Annotated in this window: 14 protein-coding genes and 1 pseudogene; 12 read left to right on the top strand and 3 right to left on the bottom strand. The window is 42.6% G+C overall.

From position 1 onward, the window contains the following. The first annotated feature begins 9 nt into the window (after positions 1-9). The gene (locus K5609_RS10670) at positions 10-1854 is read left to right on the top strand and encodes an EAL domain-containing protein (RefSeq protein ID WP_221077123.1); all 1845 of its coding nucleotides are present in this window, start codon (positions 10-12) and stop codon (positions 1852-1854) included. On the opposite strand, the gene nrdG is transcribed toward K5609_RS10670, so the two are convergent. Both nrdG and nrdD read right to left on the bottom strand, forming a co-directional pair. Then, positions 1855-2325, bottom strand: a complete 471-nt coding sequence (gene nrdG, locus K5609_RS10665; RefSeq protein WP_221077122.1) for an anaerobic ribonucleoside-triphosphate reductase-activating protein — start codon at positions 2323-2325, stop codon at positions 1855-1857. It lies immediately after the preceding gene. Beyond that, positions 2326-4446 carry an anaerobic ribonucleoside-triphosphate reductase gene (gene nrdD, locus K5609_RS10660; protein WP_221077121.1) on the bottom strand — a complete coding sequence of 707 codons (2121 nt, stop codon included), beginning with the start codon at positions 4444-4446 and terminating at the stop codon, positions 2326-2328. It abuts the gene before it with no gap. Positions 4447-4792: 346 nt separating this feature from the next. Between nrdD and rsxA the strand changes: the two genes are divergently transcribed. From rsxA to K5609_RS21910, 8 genes and pseudogenes are all read left to right on the top strand, one after another. After that, the gene (gene rsxA, locus K5609_RS10655) at positions 4793-5371 is read left to right on the top strand and encodes an electron transport complex subunit RsxA (protein WP_016401451.1); all 579 of its coding nucleotides are present in this window, start codon (positions 4793-4795) and stop codon (positions 5369-5371) included. 9 nt (positions 5372-5380) lie between these two features. Continuing rightward, positions 5381-5941 (top strand): electron transport complex subunit RsxB, encoded by a 561-nt coding sequence (gene rsxB / locus K5609_RS10650; RefSeq protein ID WP_016401450.1) that lies wholly within the window; start codon positions 5381-5383, stop codon positions 5939-5941. After that, positions 5942-8317, top strand: a complete 2376-nt coding sequence (rsxC, locus tag K5609_RS10645; protein WP_221077120.1) for an electron transport complex subunit RsxC — start codon at positions 5942-5944, stop codon at positions 8315-8317. Continuing rightward, entirely contained in the window at positions 8313-9380 is a 1068-nt protein-coding gene (rsxD, locus tag K5609_RS10640; RefSeq protein WP_221077248.1) for an electron transport complex subunit RsxD, read from the top strand. The genes rsxC and rsxD overlap by 5 nt, the downstream gene beginning before the upstream one ends. After that, positions 9370-10002: an electron transport complex subunit RsxG gene (gene rsxG, locus K5609_RS10635; protein ID WP_221077119.1), complete on the top strand. Its 633-nt coding sequence runs from the start codon at positions 9370-9372 to the stop codon at positions 10000-10002. Before rsxD ends, rsxG begins: the two co-directional genes overlap by 11 nt. Before the next feature lie 12 nt (positions 10003-10014). Then, a complete protein-coding gene (locus tag K5609_RS10630) occupies positions 10015-10698 on the top strand; it encodes an electron transport complex subunit E (protein WP_221077118.1) in 684 nt (227 codons plus the stop codon). Further along, entirely contained in the window at positions 10695-11327 is a 633-nt protein-coding gene (gene nth, locus K5609_RS10625) for an endonuclease III (protein ID WP_221077117.1), read from the top strand. Before K5609_RS10630 ends, nth begins: the two co-directional genes overlap by 4 nt. Before the next feature lie 212 nt (positions 11328-11539). Next, positions 11540-12465 (top strand): annotated as a pseudogene (locus tag K5609_RS21910) (2OG-Fe(II) oxygenase). Positions 12466-12508: 43 nt separating this feature from the next. Here the strand turns inward: K5609_RS21910 and K5609_RS10615 are convergent. Continuing rightward, positions 12509-13378 (bottom strand): flagellar protein MotY, encoded by an 870-nt coding sequence (locus K5609_RS10615; protein ID WP_221077116.1) that lies wholly within the window; start codon positions 13376-13378, stop codon positions 12509-12511. 120 nt (positions 13379-13498) lie between these two features. Between K5609_RS10615 and rnt the strand changes: the two genes are divergently transcribed. The 3 genes from rnt to K5609_RS10600 are packed head-to-tail and all read left to right on the top strand — an operon-like array spanning position 13499 to position 17534. Then, on the top strand, positions 13499-14158 hold the full coding sequence (rnt, locus tag K5609_RS10610; protein WP_221077115.1) for a ribonuclease T: 660 nt from the start codon (positions 13499-13501) through the stop codon (positions 14156-14158). 3 nt (positions 14159-14161) lie between these two features. Then, positions 14162-15490, top strand: coding sequence for a Na+/H+ antiporter family protein (locus K5609_RS10605; protein ID WP_221077114.1), 1329 nt, complete (start codon positions 14162-14164; stop codon positions 15488-15490). A 52-nt stretch (positions 15491-15542) separates the two neighbouring features. After that, positions 15543-17534: an AAA family ATPase gene (locus K5609_RS10600; protein WP_221077113.1), complete on the top strand. Its 1992-nt coding sequence runs from the start codon at positions 15543-15545 to the stop codon at positions 17532-17534. Positions 17535-17574: the final 40 nt, after the last annotated feature.

Here is a 17574-nt window from a genome sequence, read left to right as displayed (position 1 = left end):
AGGTAGGATATGAAAGGGCTTAGAACATTTTTTGTTGTAAATGCTTTTTTGTTTATCGCGCTATGGATTGCGCTGGTGGGCGTTCATGTACAGTTGTTTAAACTGGATTTAGCACGTGAGAACCAACAGATAAATACCCTACTCTCATTGCAATTGACTGAAGTTGGCCAACTCAATCAAGAATATTTAGCGACTTTACGCGACCAACACCAACTTAGCTTTATATCTACTCAGTTAGCAGTTGATAATACTTTGGCCCTGGTAGGTGCGACTCAACATTGGTTAGTTGACTTAGCCGAACCTAGTAAAACAGTAATGCAAACCCTTGGAGTAGATAAGTTCCAAGTAAACTTTAAACCGTCATTCGAGTTTGTCAGCGACGGCTATTTGCGTTTGTATCTCACCATAGCCGCGCTATGTGCAATGGGCTATTTGCTTACCAGTCTTCTATATATACGGGCTATGTCACGTGTTAAGAGCAAACTGAAAAAATTAGTAAACGCCGATCGCTTAGTTGATGAAAAGCCAGTACTTGGAGTGGTAGGCGAGTTAATCAAAGATCAAAAACAGCAGTTTACTCAGCAAATTCGCCAACAAAAACACGCCATTCAACAACTTGAAAAGCAAGTTGCCTTAGACCCACTAACCGGTCAATTTAATCGACACTCTTTCCGTCAAAAAATGCATGAAATGTTAAAAACAACACCGACAGATACGGTCTTGTTTCTTGTAAGAGCCTCGCAACTTGAAGAAATAAACAAAGCGCGTGGCCACCAAGCGGGTGATGACTACATTAGAGATATCGCTAAGATCATCGATATCAACCGTAAAGACTATTCATCAAGCTCTTTATTCAGACTTTTGGGAGCTGAGTTTGCACTGGTATTACCAAAGTTTCCTGCCAGTAGAGTCAGCCAAGTAGCGCAATCTTTAAAGAGCTCATTAAACGAATACAGTAACGGTAAACAAATGCAAAGTGCCGCTTACACAGGCGTAACAGAGCTTAAAGCCGGTGACTCTATAGAACGAGTTATCGCTCGCGCTGATGCTGCTTTAGCTATTGCCCAAAGCCTATCTCCCAATGGCTGGGAAATTGTACTCGAAGATGACGAAACATTAGAAAGTAGTGAACTACAGTGGCACTCAACCATTAGTTCACTCATAAACAAAAATAACTTCCGCTTAGCTTCGCAAGCCATCCAGTCATTGCATCGCACCATGCCGGCATACCATGAAGTGTTTATTCGCTTTCTCAGCGACAGTAATCAGCAGCTTCCAACAGAAACTACCATAGTAATGGCACAACGCTTGGGCATGATTTTAGAGCTTGAAAAAGCAACTATTGGGTACATTCTGCATACTATCTCTAGCCAAAACGCTGAATACCGCTGGGGAATAAATCTAAGTAAACTAATCTTAACCGACCCAGATTTTTGCTCTTGGCTAACCCAACAATTACTCACCTACCCTAATTTAAAATCTCGGGTCGTTTTTGAGTTAGAAGAAGAAATATTAGATATGCACTTAAGCAACGCCAGAAAATTGTTTGAAGTGCTACGCCGAAACAGTTGCCATACTGCGATTTCTGATTTTGGCAATGGTATTGGGTCGTTTAAACTCTTTAAAGAACTAAAACCTAACTACGTGAAAATCAGTAGTGATTTAGTACAAGCGCTAGAAAGTGATAAAGCCAATCAGCAATTCGTAAGCATGCTGGTAGAAGTTTCTCATCGCTTAGGTTGCCAAGTAATTGCTCAAGGTGTTGAAACCTTAGAGCAAAAACAGCTACTTGAATCAATGTATGTGGATAGCTTGCAAGGCTACTTAATATCTCGCCCTGAGCTTATTGCTTAACTACTGAAGGGGTTGGCAGTGGATGATTTGGTTGCTACTGCCACGCCATTGTAATTTGGGATCGGCTAACTCTTGCTCAAATTTACCATCAATTAAGGTATCTACTTGCTTAACAATTGCCTGCTGTTGCTGATTTAGTTCTTCTAGTTGGTAACCCGTCCACATCCAAATATCTTTGCCTGCACACTCTTTTCTAACTCGCTCTACCAATCGTTGTACAGCATCTAGATTATTTGGATGCAGCGGATCCCCACCACTTAAGCTAAGGCCTTTACGTCGAATCCTAGTATCATTCAAATCATTGATAATCTGTTGTTCTAAGTCATCAGTATAGGGGTGGCCTGAATCACAGCGCCAAGATTTTTGGTTATAACAACCGCGACATTGGTGCTCACAGCCAGCCACAAACAAGGTACAGCGTGTACCTTGTCCGTTAACTACATCTATTGAATGGTAACTCAAATAGTTCATTTACAGGTGTTTCACTCGGCGCTTAACTTCTTCTTGTTTGCCATAGTTAAATGGCCTTGCATCGGGGCTACCTAAATAGCCACATACTCGACGAGTAACAGACACCTTACTCGACTCGGTATTGCCACAAGAAGGACACTCAAAGCCTTTACTGGTGCAGTTAAACTCACCAGTAAAGTCACATTCGTAACATTCATCAATAGGCGTATTAGTGCCGTAATACGGAACACGACTATAGCTGTAATCCCAAACATCTTCTAAGGCTTCAGTATTGTGCTGCATGTTCGGATATTCTCCGTAACAAATAAAGCCGCCACTGGTTACCGAAGGATAAGGCTGTTCAAAATCTATTTTGTCGAAGGGGTTTACCTTCTTTTCTACATCTAAGTGGAAGCTATTGGTGTAGTAACCTTTATCGGTTACGCCTTCTATTACACCAAATTTTTTGGCGTCTAAGCGACAGAAGCGATCACATAGGTTTTCACTTGGAGTACTGTATAAACTAAAGGCATAACCACTTTCTTTTTCCCACCGTAAAGTGGCTTGTTTTAGTGCAGTAACAATGCCGATAGCTTTTTGTTGTAGCTGTTTATTATCGTAAACGTGGTCACTATTTCCGTATAGCGCGTTCACTGTCTCATGCAAACCGATATAGCCTAAAGAAATTGACGCACGACCATTTTCGAAGATTTTAGATACATCGTCTTCGGCATTTAAACGCACACCACAAGCGCCTTCCATATATAGGATAGGAGCAACCTTAGCTTTCACACCTTTTAGGCGAGAAATACGGCTGTCTAAACCATGTTTAGCAACACTTAAGCGTTGATCGAGTAGTTCGAAGAAGCGTTGTTCATCACCTTTGGCCTCGATGGCGATGCGCGGTAGGTTTAAGCTGACCACACCAAGGTTATTGCGACCATCGTGAATGTCTTTACCTTCTTCTTGGTAGTGACCTAAGAAACTACGACAACCCATTGGGGTTTTAAATGAGCCCGTTACTTCGACAACTTTGTCGTAGTTTAGGATATCCGGATACATGCGTTTAGAAGCACATTCCAAAGCCAACTGCTTAATATCGTAGCTTGGGTCGGTTTTCTTATGGTTTAAGCCATCTTTAATTGCAAATACCAGTTTAGGAAACACCGCTGTTTTTGCATTTTTGCCTAACCCAGCAATACGATTATCTAGGATTGAACGTTGAATGAGTCGCGAAGCCCAGCAAGAACCTAAACCAAAACCAAAAGTAACAAATGGTGTTTGCCCATTCGCAGTGTGTAGGGTGTTTACTTCGTACTCTAAAGACTGGAATGCATCATGACATTCTTTTTCTGTTTGTGCTTTAGCGTAAGCTTCGGCATCCGCTATTTGCCATTTTTTGGCAGTAGCTAAGTGCTTTTCGTGGCTTTTAGTTACGTAAGGCGACAAAATCTCATCGATGCGATTAATTGTTGTGCCACCATAAATATGACTGGCAACCTGAGCGATGATTTGGGCAGTTACGGCAGTCGCTGTTGAAATTGATTTTGGCGTTTCAATTTCAGCGTTACCCATTTTGAACCCACCCGTTAACATGCCTTCTAAGTCGATAAGCATACAGTTAAACATTGGGAAAAATGGTGCGTAATCTAAATCGTGAAAATGGATTTCGCCTGTTTCGTGCGCTTTTACAACGTCACGCGGAAGTAAGTGAGTTTTTGCGTAGTGTTTTGCTACAATGCCCGCTAATAAATCGCGCTGAGTTGGGATAACCTTGCTGTCTTTGTTAGCATTTTCATTTAATAGCGCTGCGTTACTTTGCTCAACCAAACCGCGGATTTCAGCGTTCAGTACACTACGCTTTTCGCGCGCAACATCACGGTCGTGACGATACTCAATGTAGGCTCTGGCTAATGTTTTATTGTCACTTTCCATCAAGTAGTTTTCTACCGAAGATTGGATATCATTGATATCTACTTCAGGTAAGTTCAAAAACTGTTCGGTTACTTTTTGGGTAATTTGTAATGCAACTAGGTTATCCTTAACGCCTAAAGCTTCTGCTGCTTTAAGTACTGCATCAACAATCCGCTTTGCGTCGTAAGGTACACGGCTTCCGTCTCGTTTTATCACGACTGTTTTCACGATTTACGCTCCAATTTCACTCACTCATTAAATAAAAAAACTGTGGAACCCGCGCCGCTAAAGGCTTCTAACAATGAACTGCTCAAAAATGCGCCCAATGTGATGGTTATCCATATATTGTGGTTAAGGATTTTAGATCCCACTAGATATAGTAGTCGAGAGATTTTAAGGATAAAGCAAATACAAATGATCGAGATCAACCGAGGGGTAAAAAGTAGATTTAATCGCTCAAAAATGATTCACAACTCACAGCAAATTTTTAGCGCCTTTTCCACATTGAAGTCACGGTTGTTATACGCACCACAAACAAGGATAATAGCGGCTCGTTCCGCTGCATCTTATTTAAATGACTGAATATTTGTTGTTATTAATCAGTACCGTACTGGTTAACAATTTTGTACTGGTTAAGTTCTTGGGTTTATGCCCATTTATGGGCGTGTCCAGCAAAGTAGAAACCGCCATAGGCATGGCACTAGCAACCACTTTTGTGCTTACCCTTGCGTCAATGAGCTCCTATTTAGTAGAACAATACATATTGTTGCCACTAGATATAGTGTATCTGCGTACCATGAGTTTTATTTTGGTAATTGCTGTTGTGGTTCAGTTCACTGAAATGTTTGTGCAAAAAGCCAGCCCTGCACTACACCGTGTATTAGGCATTTACCTACCGCTTATCACCTCTAACTGTGCAGTATTAGGTGTGGCGCTATTAAACATTAATGAGCAGCATGATCTATTTGAATCAATTATCTATGGTTTTGGCGCAGCAGCGGGTTTCTCTCTAGTGTTGATTTTGTTCTCAGCAATGCGTGAGCGCTTAGTGGTAGCTGATATACCACTACCGTTTAAGGGCGCAGCGATCGCCATGATCACAGCGGGGCTTATGTCTTTAGCCTTTGTCGGTTTTACTGGACTAATTAAGTAGTATATTTAGATGTTAGAAGCACTCATTGCAATCACCCTGTTAGCCTTAGTCTTTGGTGGAATACTGGGTTATGCAGCTATCAAGTATAAAGTTGAAGGTAATCCAATTGCCGATCAAGTGGAGGCATTGCTGCCACAAACACAGTGTGGTCAATGTGGTCACCCTGGTTGTCGCCCTTATGCCGAAGCCATTGCTAATGGTGAAGCTATAAATAAATGCCCACCAGGTGGCGAAGAGACTGTAGTAAAACTAGCAGAATTGCTAGGGGTTGAAGCGATCCCTCTGGATGAATCAGCCGTTAAAGAAGATGACCGAAAAAAAGTTGCCTACATCGTAGAAGATGCATGTATCGGTTGTACCAAGTGTATTCAAGCCTGCCCTGTTGATGCCATTATGGGCGCTAATAAACACATGCACACCGTTATTACTAAAGAGTGTACCGGATGTGAGCTTTGTGTAGCCCCCTGCCCAACCGACTGTATTGAAATGCGCCCGATACCTACAACAACCAAGAACTGGGATTGGAAATTGAACCAAATTGATGTCGCAATCATCGAGGAACAAAAATAGATGGTGGCGTGGTTAGACAAAATTAAGCAGGGTTTTACTTGGAACTACCAAGGCGGTGTTCACCCAGAAACCAATAAACAGGATATCAACTGTGATAAACCTGAACTTATCAACTTGCCTAAAGAGTTAAGTATACCCGTTCAGCAACACATCGGCAGCGCGGGCAAGTTACTCGTAGAAGTTGGCGATAAGGTATTACGTGGGCAAGCCTTGACTGAATCTCAGTTCTTTCAAGCGCCACCAGTTCACGCCTCGCTTTCCGGAGAGATCATCGCGATTGAGCCAAGAGTATCAGCGCATGCTTCAGCCATTCCCGAATTAAGTGTTGTGATCCGCGTAGATGCAGAGCAACAAGATGCCCAATGGCCAAATCCTCTGCTAGGTGAAGAGTTAAGCCCTGAAGCCATTTGTCAACGCGTTCATTTATCAGGAATATCCGGTATGGGTGGCGCAGGCTTCCCTACTGCTTTAAAAATTACACCGCACAAACCTTTGGATGTACTGATTATAAACGGAGCCGAATGCGAGCCCTATATATCAGCAGACGATTGTTTGATGCAGAACTATGCCGCTGAAATTATTGGTGGTGTTGCTTTACTGCAAAAAGTACTCAAGCCAGCGCTTACCATTGTTGCAGTCGAAGATGATAAGCCTAAAGCCATTAAAGCCTTAGAAACAGCTAGTAAGCAAGATATCATCATTCGAAGCATTCCCACCAAATACCCTTCTGGTGGCGAAAAACAACTAATCCAAGTACTTACTGGAAAAGAAGTTAAGGCTAACCAGCTACCTATTGACTTGGGCATGCTGGTGCAAAATGTAGGTACTGCTTACGCTGTACATCGCGCAGTCACACTCGGCGAACCGCTAATATCCCGAATAGTCACACTCGCAGGTGATCTTGTAACAAGCCCGAGCAATTACTGGGTACCAATTGGCACAGCAGTAAATGATGTGATCAGTAAAAAGCTGCAGGGTGAACATAACGCACCTACCATCATGGGCGGCTCAATGATGGGCTTCATGCTGCCTAACAACCAAGCTCCAGTAGTTAAAACAACCAACTGCTTAATTGTTAATAATCCAATGGCAGCTGACAATGAATCACCATGTATTCGTTGTGGCGAATGTGCTCAAGCCTGCCCAATGGGCTTACTACCTCAGCAGTTGTATTGGTATGCCAAGGGCGATGAACTGAACAAAGCGCGTGACTTCAATATGATGGACTGCATTGAATGTGGAGCCTGCGCCTTTGTTTGCCCAAGCGAAATTTCATTGGTTCAGCACTACCGAACAGCAAAAGCCAAAATACGCAGCGAAGACATTGCACAAAAAGAAGCAGATATAGCCAAACAACGCTTTGATGCTCGCCAAGCGCGTTTAGAAAAGGACAAGTTAGAACGCAAAGCGAAACATCAACAAGCAGCTTTACGTCGACAAGCTCAAGCAGAAGACAGTGCTAAGCAAAATAAACCTGATCCCGTTGCTGCAGCATTAGCAAGAGTGAAAAACAAACAAGCTGCCAATCCAGCGGCCAAACAAGATGAAACCGGCGAATGGGTGCCAGATAACCAAGCAGCCATTGCAGCTCGTGAGGCTCGTAAAGCTGAGCGAAGAGCTCAAGAAAAAGCCAATGAAAGTAAAACTAGCGCTAATCCAGCAGTAGCGGCTGCCATTGCGCGTGCTAAAGCCAAAAAACAAACCGATAATAGTGAGTCTATAAGCGAGCCCAAAGCGAGCCAAAACCCTGCGGTTGCAGCGGCTATCGAACGCGCGAAAGCCAAGAAGCAGCAAAACCAAAATTCTGAAGCCATTGCTGCTGAAGGCGAAAATAGCAAATCAAGTAATCCTGCGGTGGCTGCAGCCATCGCTAGGGCTAAAGCGAAGAAAGCCGAAGCTCAACAACAATCAGAACCCTCTGCGACTACTAACCCAGCCGTGGCCGCTGCGGTAGCCCGAGCGAAAGCTAAAAAACAAGCTAACCAGGAGGCAAACGTAGACCAAGCGGATAACAAATTGAATAAGCCTGCGGCTAAATCTTCAGCAAACCCTGCTGTTGCCGCAGCGATTGCCAGAGCTAAAGCCAAAAAAGCAGCGTTAGCTGAAACTGAAGCAGTAGGAAAAGAAGCTAGCGATAGTGATAGCGAAGCCCTTGAAGTAGCTCTTGCTAACGACAACAAGGCTGAGGCTACAACAGCAGCGCTTGCCTCAGCTACGGCCAAAACGTCTGATATAACTGATGCCGAAGCCGACACGCTTTCAACTCCAGAAAAGCCAGCCAAAAAAGTTAACCCCGCGGTTGTGGCGGCGGTTGCTCGCGCTAAAGCCAAAAAACTCGCAGAACAACAGCGCGATGAGAAAGACACAAATGATTAGCACTAACTTAAAAAGTTCTCCTTTCGTTAGAAAGCCCTTAAAAACAAAAACATTAATGTTTTGGGTGATTCTTTGTCTATTGCCAGGTTTGCTAGTGCAAAGCTTTCATTTTGGAATAGGTACCTTAATACAAGTAATGTTGGCATCTACTGTCGCAGTACTTAGTGAAACCTTGGTGCTTATCTTACGTAAGCGCCCAGTGTGGCCAACCTTAAGTGACAACAGCGCTCTAGTTACCGGAATTTTAATTGGATTAGCGCTTCCAGCCTATGCCCCCTGGTGGATAGCACTTATCGGTACTTTCTTTGCGATTGTTGTAGTGAAGCATTTGTATGGTGGCCTTGGGCACAATATTTTTAACCCAGCTATGGCTGCTTACGTGCTGTTGCTTGTATCTTTTCCAGTGACAATGACAAGCTGGATGCCCCCACAAAGCTTGTTAGTTGAAAGCTTGTCTAGCATCGATGGCTTTTCGCTAATTTTTAGTGGCTTTACCGTAGATGGTTTTAGCATAAAACAAATTGCCAGCATCGATGGACACACCATCGCGACTCCTCTTGATGAAATGAAAACTCAACTCACTTTAGGTTTCACATCTACGGAAATATCAAGTCATGAAATTTACAGCAATTTTGCTGGAATCGGTTGGCAATGGATTAATTTAGCCTACTTAGCAGGTGGTCTGGCGCTAATCTACTTAAAGGTGATTCGCTGGCATATCCCCTTGGCTTTTTTAGGCACTTTATTTGTATTGAGTCTACTTTCAGCCGCTATAAACCCTGATCATTCAATTCCATTGCTGCTGCAGCTGTTTTCTGGTGCAACCATGCTCGGCGCATTTTTCATTTTGACCGACCCGGTAAGTGCAGCAACGAGTAACCTAGGTAGAATTATTTACGCAAGCTTGGTTGCGTTATTGGTATTTGTTATTCGAAATTATGGCGGCTACCCAGACGCAATCGCCTTTGCTGTATTACTCGCTAATATGGCTGTGCCTATGATAGATCACTTCACCAAGCCCCGAGTATATGGTTACGGCGAGGGAAATAGTAATGACAACTAAGCGCCAATCAATGACTAAAAACGCGGCGATGTTGGCCTTATTCGCCTTTGCATGCACCTTGTTAGTGGTCATCGTTAATTACTTTACAGAGCCAAGAATTGAACAACAAGTTAAAGCACAATTGATTAGATCAACCAATGAGGTCTTGTCAAACAAATTAGCGGATAGCGATTATCAGCAACGGTGTTTAATCGTTAACGAACCTCAGTTTTTAGGTAGTGATAAAGACCAAATCATCCGACTTATTGAGTTAAACCAAAGAAATGCAGCATATGTTTACCAAACCATTGCTCCAGATGGATACAGCGGTCAAATTCGTCTGTTAGTAGGCTTAAATGCTGACTCAACAATTAGTGGTGTGCGCGTTGTACAACACAATGAAACACCGGGTTTAGGTGATAAAGTAGAAACTAGAAAGTCTGACTGGATTTACCAGTTTAACGGGCAACGTTTGATGGATGATAAAGATCCTCGTTGGGCAGTAAAAAAGGACGGCGGACAGTTTGACGCCTTTACCGGCGCAACAATTACACCGCGCGCAGTAGTAAAAGCAGTTAAAAACGTGTTGATTTACCACACCAAAAATCAGCAAAACATTAATGACAATGCGACAGATTGTTAAAAGGAATATTTGATGAGCGAATATAAACAATTAGCTTGGCAAGGCCTTTGGAAAAACAATCCTGGATTAGTTCAGTTACTAGGCTTGTGCCCTCTTCTTGCGGTTACCTCTACGGTTACCAATGCGCTTGGATTGGGTGTTGCCACCATGCTGGTACTGATTGCCTCAAACACAACGGTATCCCTGATTCGTAAATGGGTAGCTAAAGAAATCCGCATTCCGGTATTTGTTATGGTGATTGCCTCCTTTGTTACCTGCATTCAATTGTTGATGAATGCTTATACTTATGGCTTGTATCAAAACCTCGGGATATTCATTCCTCTCATTGTAACCAACTGCATCATAATCGGCAGAGCCGAGGCATTTGCAGCACGTAACAGTGTTAAGCCAGCCGCGTTTGACGGGCTAATGATGGGGCTTGGCTTTGGACTTGTGCTAGTAGTAGTTGGCGCCATTCGTGAGTTGCTAGGAAATGGCAGTTTTTTTTACGGAATTGAGCTGCTGCTGGGCGAATGGTCATCCTTCTTATATGTTCAAATCGTCGATTTTAACGAGCACTTTTTAGTTGCGATTCTTCCTCCTGGCGCATTTTTGGTAATGGGTTTTATCATTGCCCTAAAAAATGTGATTGATAACAAAGCTCGAGCCAAACAAGCATCAGCAGAACCACTTTCAGATAGTACTCAAAGCGCATGAACAAACAAAAACGTTTAGAAATACTTACTCGTCTAAGAGACAACAACCCTCACCCAACAACTGAGCTAAACTTCTCCAGCCCTTTTGAACTGCTCGCTGCGGTGTTGTTATCAGCACAAGCCACTGACGTGTCGGTAAACAAAGCAACCGATAAACTCTACCCGGTTGCGAATACGCCTCAAGCTATTTTTGATTTAGGGGTAGATGAGCTAAAAAGCTACATAAAAACTATTGGCTTGTTTAACTCTAAAGCAGAGAACTTAATAAAAACCTGCAAAATTTTAATCGAACAGCACGGCGGAGAAGTTCCAGAAAGCCGAGAAGCCTTAGAAGCACTGCCTGGCGTGGGCAGAAAAACTGCCAATGTTGTGTTAAACACGGCCTTTGGTTGGCCAACCATAGCTGTAGACACCCACATAGATCGCGTTTCTAACCGCACTAAATTTGCCATGGGTAAAAACGTCGTTGAAGTTGAACAGAAGCTCCTTAAAGTAGTACCTGCAGAATTCAAAGTAGATGTTCATCACTGGCTAATTTTGCATGGTCGCTATACTTGCGTTGCCCGTAAGCCGCGTTGCGGCTCATGCATTATTGAAGATTTATGTGAGTTTAAAGATAAAGTCGATTAAATGAAGTGTCTGAGTTATATCGGCTAAATATCAGTCTCTTAGATAATTCAGGAGAGCCACTTAAGCTGCTGTTTACGCCAATGTCCGCTACGACTCTTAATAAAAAATAAATTCTGATTCAATTGAATGCCCATTTATCTAGGTAATTAAACATAATAGATTTGCTCTCAAGCAACTCGGGAATTCCCGATTACAAGATCAGGAGAGCATAAATGAAAAATGCAGCAGTAAACCGAAGCAGTGAACTTGAACAAGCCCAAGCCCAAGCTTTAACCCTACCCTCTAGACAAGAAATGCTTGCACGTTCCCCCTTCTGTGAACACCTTCTGGAATAGTAACCAACAACTACTAGTTAGTGCATGGAAAGAGTGGGAAGCCTCTAGCAATGGCGGATTACTAGAGGCTAGTAAAACTCTAATAGATGAAGCGCAGTAAATTCAGCTTGGGATGACCCATCAACGGAAAACCAAGTTAAAGATTTGTGGCAAGAAGCTGCCCCAGGTGTATACACCGCACAGTTTTTAAAACCAGGAAAGCTTATTGAATTACGCCACTACCTAGATGGCGTAGCTACAGCAGGCATTCCTTTAAAGCCACCTTATGGAATCGTGTTAAATAGACATGGGGCGATGCTTGACGAACGCTCTGAAGGCTACCTTGCTGCCCCAACTTTAAGGCGTTTTACCGCAAACTACTCGACAAATATATGCGTCCAATCGCACGCCTGTTGTTCCCAGAAGTATACGGATATGACAGCCAAACATTTGGTTTTTCTATTCAGTGGCAAGCAGGAATGGACACTTCGTTGAGGCTTCATACCGATGCTTCGTCGGTAACAATGAATATTAATATGAACTTGTCCGATGAAAAGATTACTGGCTCAGAAGTTGATTTTTATGATCCTATTACCGGAAGTGTTAAAAGACTTTCTTTCGAGCCGGGTACAGCAATGATTCATCGGGGCAACGTTGCGCATGCATCACAAGCAATACGAAGTGGTGAACGTTCTAACATAGTGCTTTGGTTATATGGCGACCAAATGCAAACGCCGTATGCCAGCAAGCAACAAAATCCAGTTTCTGCTAGGGAGCGTTGGAGTATACCTTCTGGGGTGCGTGACAGAAGTGCGCCGTTCTAAAGATAAATGAAAAAGGTAGAGCTAGTTGCTCTACCTTTTTTCTTTATAACAAGTCTTTACCTAGTGAGATCACCACTCTTCGGTTTCGCTCTCGTCCCATGGTATTGTCGTTACGAGCAACATGCTTGCGCTCTCCATGACCGGATACTTCAATGACGCTTTCATCTAAGCCGCCAGACTTAAAGTAGTCTCTTACCATGTTAGCGCGCTTTTCTGAGAGTTCTTGGTTAATCCACTTTCCGCCGTAGCTATCGGTATAGGCGTCTACCAACACTACATCTATCTCTGGGTCATGCTTAACGTAGTCTCCAATTAACTGTAAGCGTTTCTTCGAGCGAGCTGTTAACTCATTGCTGTTTGATTGGTAGGTTAAAACTGTAAAAGCGATGTCTTCAAAAGAATAAGGTAATAAGCGCCCTACGCACTTTAAAAAGTCGTTGTATTGAGTTTTGAAGTTAATCGAGGATATCCCAACCGCAGTTGTATTATTGCTAGCGTACCAGTCGTTAAAGTAAAAAGTAGGGACATTACCGTCTTCTAGCTCACTCAGCATCTGCCAAGCTGGTTGAGCATTTACGTAACCGTCGAATTGCTGATAGAAAGACAACTCGCTAATACGCTTAGAGCTTGCGCCGGGTTTCCATTGGGGCGGAACACTGCGTAATGAGACTTGGTGAGTCTCCGCTGAAATCTTGTACATATCCAAATAAAAATCTAGATTTACGTTTTTCGAAGAGCGACTAATGAAACTCGCAACACCAAAAGATGGAATGAAATGATCCATTCTACATTCAATAGGTGTTTTGTTTGATACCACCCAAGTTGAGTCATCTAACGATGCTGAATAGTTGCGCACGTTTGCATGAGCAGACATGACGCTTAATGCCAAAGGCAGCAATAAGTAATGTTTCATTAGCAGAAATCCTCTCTTCTCCATAAATTATCGGCATCTAAGCGATAATCTTTAAAGCAAATTAGCGATTCTTTGCAGCTTTTGTAATAATGCGCGCTTCAAATATTACTTACCCACATTATGACCATTACTGAACTCACGACCGAATTAATGTCTAGTCGATTTCGCGGCTACTACCCTGTAGTTATCGACATAGAAACAGCTGGCTTTAACGCTAAAACAGATGCCTTATTAGAGATTGCAGCCGTTTTGCTAAGTTTTAACCAACAAGGCGAATTGCATGTACTGGAAACGATACAGTTTAATGTTGAGCCTTTCGAAGGCGCTAACCTAGAACAAGCCGCCTTAGAGTTTACCGGGATAGATCCAAATAACCCTTTGCGTGGCGCAGTAAGCGAAGACTTTGCGCTGAAAGAGATGTTCAAACCAATACGTAAGGCATTAAAAGCCCATGGTTGTAACCGAGCAGTAATGGTGGCTCACAATGCGGCCTTTGACATGGGATTTTTTAACGCAGCGGTAGAACGTTGTAATATAAAGCGTAATCCATTCCACCCTTTTGTGAGCTTTGATACTACCAGCATAAGTGCCCTAGCTTTAGGCCAAACGGTTTTAGCCAAGGCATGTAAAGAAGCGGGCTTAGAATTTAGCAATGAAGAAGCTCATTCGGCACTATACGACGCGCAAAAAACAGCAGAACTGTTTTGTCTAATCGTTAACAAGTGGAAAACCCTTGGCGGTTGGCCGCTACCAACACCAGACCAAGATGAGAATCAATAAGCGATGATTGTTAATCCAGTTGTATTGTCGGTGTGCTTAATGCTGATACTAAGTTTACTGCGTGTAAACGTTGTATTAGCTTTATCGCTAAGTGGCATTATTGGTGGGCTTTTGTCTGATCTCAGCTTAACTGAAACCATAGCAGCTTTTGAAGCTGGCTTAGGCGATGGAGCAAAAATTGCCCTAAGTTATGCTCTGCTAGGTGCTTTTGCAGTGGCCATTGCCAGAAGTGGCTTAACGGATATTATCGCCGGCAAAATAGTAAGCGCGGTTAAACTTCATAAAGAAAACCATCTTTCATTAGTTAAATGGCTAATGCTTGGCGCTATTATTTTGATGGCGGTAAGTTCGCAAAACTTGGTGCCAGTGCACATAGCCTTTATCCCAATTTTAATCCCTCCTTTGCTGGCGGTATTTAATCAGCTTAATCTTGACCGCCGAATCATAGCTTGCTGTATCACTTTTGGCTTGGTCACTACTTATATGTGGCTACCCTATGGCTTTGGCAGCATATTCTTAAACCAACTACTACATGGCAACATTTCATCAGCGGGTTTAACTATTGATAAAAGCCAGTTACCCATTGCTATGACTATCCCAGCGCTGGGAATGGTATTAGGACTAGCTACAGCAATACTTTTCTCTTATCGGCAGCCAAGAACTTACCAAACAGCAACTACTATTAGAGAGCAAAGCACAAGCCAATTACAACTAAGCCCTATAAAGACCGTTTTAAACATCGCCATTATATTAGTTGCCTTAGCAGTAAACGTTTATACTGACTCAATCATTATGGGCGCTCTAGCAGGATTCCTTCTGCTCACCACCGCGTCTGGCTTAAAGCCCCAAAATAGCCAAGACTTGTTTGTTGAAGGCGTTAAGTTGATGGCCTTAATTGGATTCATTATGATCGCTGCAAATGGCTTTGCTGGGGTTATGAAGGCAACAGGTGGCGTTCCAGAGTTAGTGAATAGCGCACAAAGTATACTTGGTGATAACAAAGCTTTTGCCGCTGCAATGTTGTTGCTAATGGGATTACTAATTACTATGGGAATAGGTTCGTCATTTTCAACCATTCCCATTATTGCCGCTATATACGTTCCACTAGCTCTCTCCCTCGGTTTCTCCGAGTTAGCAACGGTTGCCTTGGTTGGAACATCTGCGGCGCTTGGAGATGCAGGCTCGCCAGCTTCAGACTCTACACTAGGCCCTACTGCCGGCTTAAATAGCGATGGCCAGCATGATCACATATGGGACACCGTTGTACCCACATTTTTGCACTTCAACCTACCACTGTTGGTTTTTGGTTGGATAGCAGCTATTGTTCTATAGAGCTAACAAACTGTTTTAATTACACATTGCACGTTTAACACCGGAATACGAATTGACTGAATCAGCCCTAAGCATTGAAAAACTAAAACCTAAGTTTTCGCTAGAGAACATAAACCCAACTAACGACATTCAGTGGTCTAGTTTATTACCTGTAGCGAAATCTAGTTTTGACTACTTTACTCAAGCCAATAATCACCAGCAAGTCATGGTGTGCCAGGGCCCTAGCTTTTTCAACTTGCATTCAGTACTCGCAGACTTTGCTCAAGACCTTAATATAGAACAACAAGCTTACGCTTTAATATTCAACCCTATCCAAGCGCAGCGTCCCTATTGTGTTGAGCTTACTCAAGAAGGCCAAAAGGCTTTTGAGCAAGCCATGCAGCAGATAGAAGATTTGTTAAATAAAGATTTTGGCTCAGAGCTTTTAGCTAAAGAGTTCGGTGAAGAATTGGTGTTTATTGAAGAGTCTCAAGCTAACTCTTTAAGCAAAATTCTAGAAAGACTTAATCAAGCGCAGGTTTCAGAGCAGGTATTAACGCTGGTCAAACAGCTATTTGAATACCTTGTTGAGCTGCCTTCTTTTTCGACCATTCAAAATTTCTATAAAACATGGCTTAGTAAGCCAACACTAAACTATTGTCACGAATTCACTAGAACAACGATTTTTGGTCAGTACCTTGCTCAAGCTGCAACAAATAGCGCAGAGTTAGTGGAAGTAAATTTAGGGGCTATACATCACTCGGCTTCCGGGATATTGGTAATCAATGCAGAAGACATTCTTGCAGAAGCGAAGCTTTGGTTTGAATTAAAGGCTTGTTTAGCTACTTCAATACTTTCCTGGGATAAACTACAAGGCGACAAAATAAGTAGCCAACCACAAAACTTGTCGATAAACACAAAGTTAGTGCTTATTGGTAATGCCAATGCTATCGCCGATTTATATGAGCTCGACCCAGCTATAAGAAGCCTAGGGCTTTTAGAAACAGAACTGCCACTAGAAGTAGAAGCTACTTCAAACAATATTGATTTATATTTAAGCCACATTAATGGTGAACTAGAGAAACTTGAGTTATCTAGCTTAACAGCTGAACTCTATGAATGCGTGTTGAACTATGGGGCTAAGCTTTGTGAGCATCAACAGTATTTAAGTTTGGATGTGCAAGAGTTGATTGCCCCACTCCAGTCACTAGCACTCAACCAATTCAAAGCTAATAGTCAGGGATTTAATCAAGCACTGGAGCTTTTAAGCAACAACGTTAACAATCAGCAAAAGTTTAGTGATCTTTCCTATAGAGATAAGCAAACCAATATTTGCTTAAGCGGTGAACAAGTTGGTCAAATTAACGGTTTATCGGTTATCGACTTTACGGGATTAGGTTTGTCATTTGGTGAGCCCATCAGAATAACAGCAAATGTGTTTCAGGGTGACGGCGACTTCAACGATATAGAAAGAAAGGCGGAGCTAGCAGGAAATGTTCACGCTAAATCGATGATGATCATCCACGGCTTTCTAAATCAATTGTTTGCCACTGAACATCATTTCCCCTACTCCGGCAACGTAGTTTTTGAACAGTCTTATCATGAGATAGACGGCGATAGCGCTTCTCTCGCATCAGCCTTGGCTTTACTAAGTGCTATCTCAAAGCTTCCTATTCAGCAAAACACTGCAGTAACAGGCGCTTTAGATCAAAAAGGCAATGTATTAGCCGTAGGTGGAATAAATGAAAAGATTGAGGGTTACTTTAGGGTTGCGCGAATTGTTAATAGCCAACAGCCTATTTCTGTTGTAATCCCAGAGGCTAACCTAAATCAACTTAATCTTTCGCAAGAGGTTTTAAGCGCCGTTGAAAACAAACAACTGAGTATTTTTGTTGTTTCGACTATTCATCAAGCAATACCTTATTTGTTCAAACAACCTGCTGGTGAATTGCTCGACGAAGAGAGCGTTTATGGAAAAATCTACAAATTAATCAATCTACCCAACGATGACCCTAGTTTGATTCGTTGGCTTTTGAGGAAAATATCTGACTTATTCAAGTTTTAACGAATTTTTCGGACATCGGACTTGTTTAGCGTACACGTGT

The sequence above is a fragment of the Agarivorans aestuarii genome (assembly GCF_019670125.1).
Lineage (GTDB): Bacteria > Pseudomonadota > Gammaproteobacteria > Enterobacterales > Celerinatantimonadaceae > Agarivorans > Agarivorans aestuarii.
This window is presented reverse-complemented; position numbering and strand designations above follow the sequence as displayed.

What these genes read in the sequence shown, in the direction of transcription:
- rnt (WP_221077115.1), top strand. Translation starts at nt 13,499, where the DNA reads ATGACCATTACTGAACTCACGACCGAATTAATGTCTAGTCGATTTCGC.
- rsxC (WP_221077120.1), top strand. Translation starts at nt 5,942, where the DNA reads ATGGTGGCGTGGTTAGACAAAATTAAGCAGGGTTTTACTTGGAACTAC.
- K5609_RS10670 (WP_221077123.1), top strand. Translation starts at nt 10, where the DNA reads ATGAAAGGGCTTAGAACATTTTTTGTTGTAAATGCTTTTTTGTTTATC.
- K5609_RS10630 (WP_221077118.1), top strand. Translation starts at nt 10,015, where the DNA reads ATGAGCGAATATAAACAATTAGCTTGGCAAGGCCTTTGGAAAAACAAT.
- rsxG (WP_221077119.1), top strand. Translation starts at nt 9,370, where the DNA reads ATGACAACTAAGCGCCAATCAATGACTAAAAACGCGGCGATGTTGGCC.
- K5609_RS10605 (WP_221077114.1), top strand. Translation starts at nt 14,162, where the DNA reads ATGATTGTTAATCCAGTTGTATTGTCGGTGTGCTTAATGCTGATACTA.
- nth (WP_221077117.1), top strand. Translation starts at nt 10,695, where the DNA reads ATGAACAAACAAAAACGTTTAGAAATACTTACTCGTCTAAGAGACAAC.
- rsxA (WP_016401451.1), top strand. Translation starts at nt 4,793, where the DNA reads ATGACTGAATATTTGTTGTTATTAATCAGTACCGTACTGGTTAACAAT.
- K5609_RS10615 (WP_221077116.1), bottom strand. Translation starts at nt 13,378, where the DNA reads ATGAAACATTACTTATTGCTGCCTTTGGCATTAAGCGTCATGTCTGCT.
- rsxB (WP_016401450.1), top strand. Translation starts at nt 5,381, where the DNA reads ATGTTAGAAGCACTCATTGCAATCACCCTGTTAGCCTTAGTCTTTGGT.
- nrdG (WP_221077122.1), bottom strand. Translation starts at nt 2,325, where the DNA reads ATGAACTATTTGAGTTACCATTCAATAGATGTAGTTAACGGACAAGGT.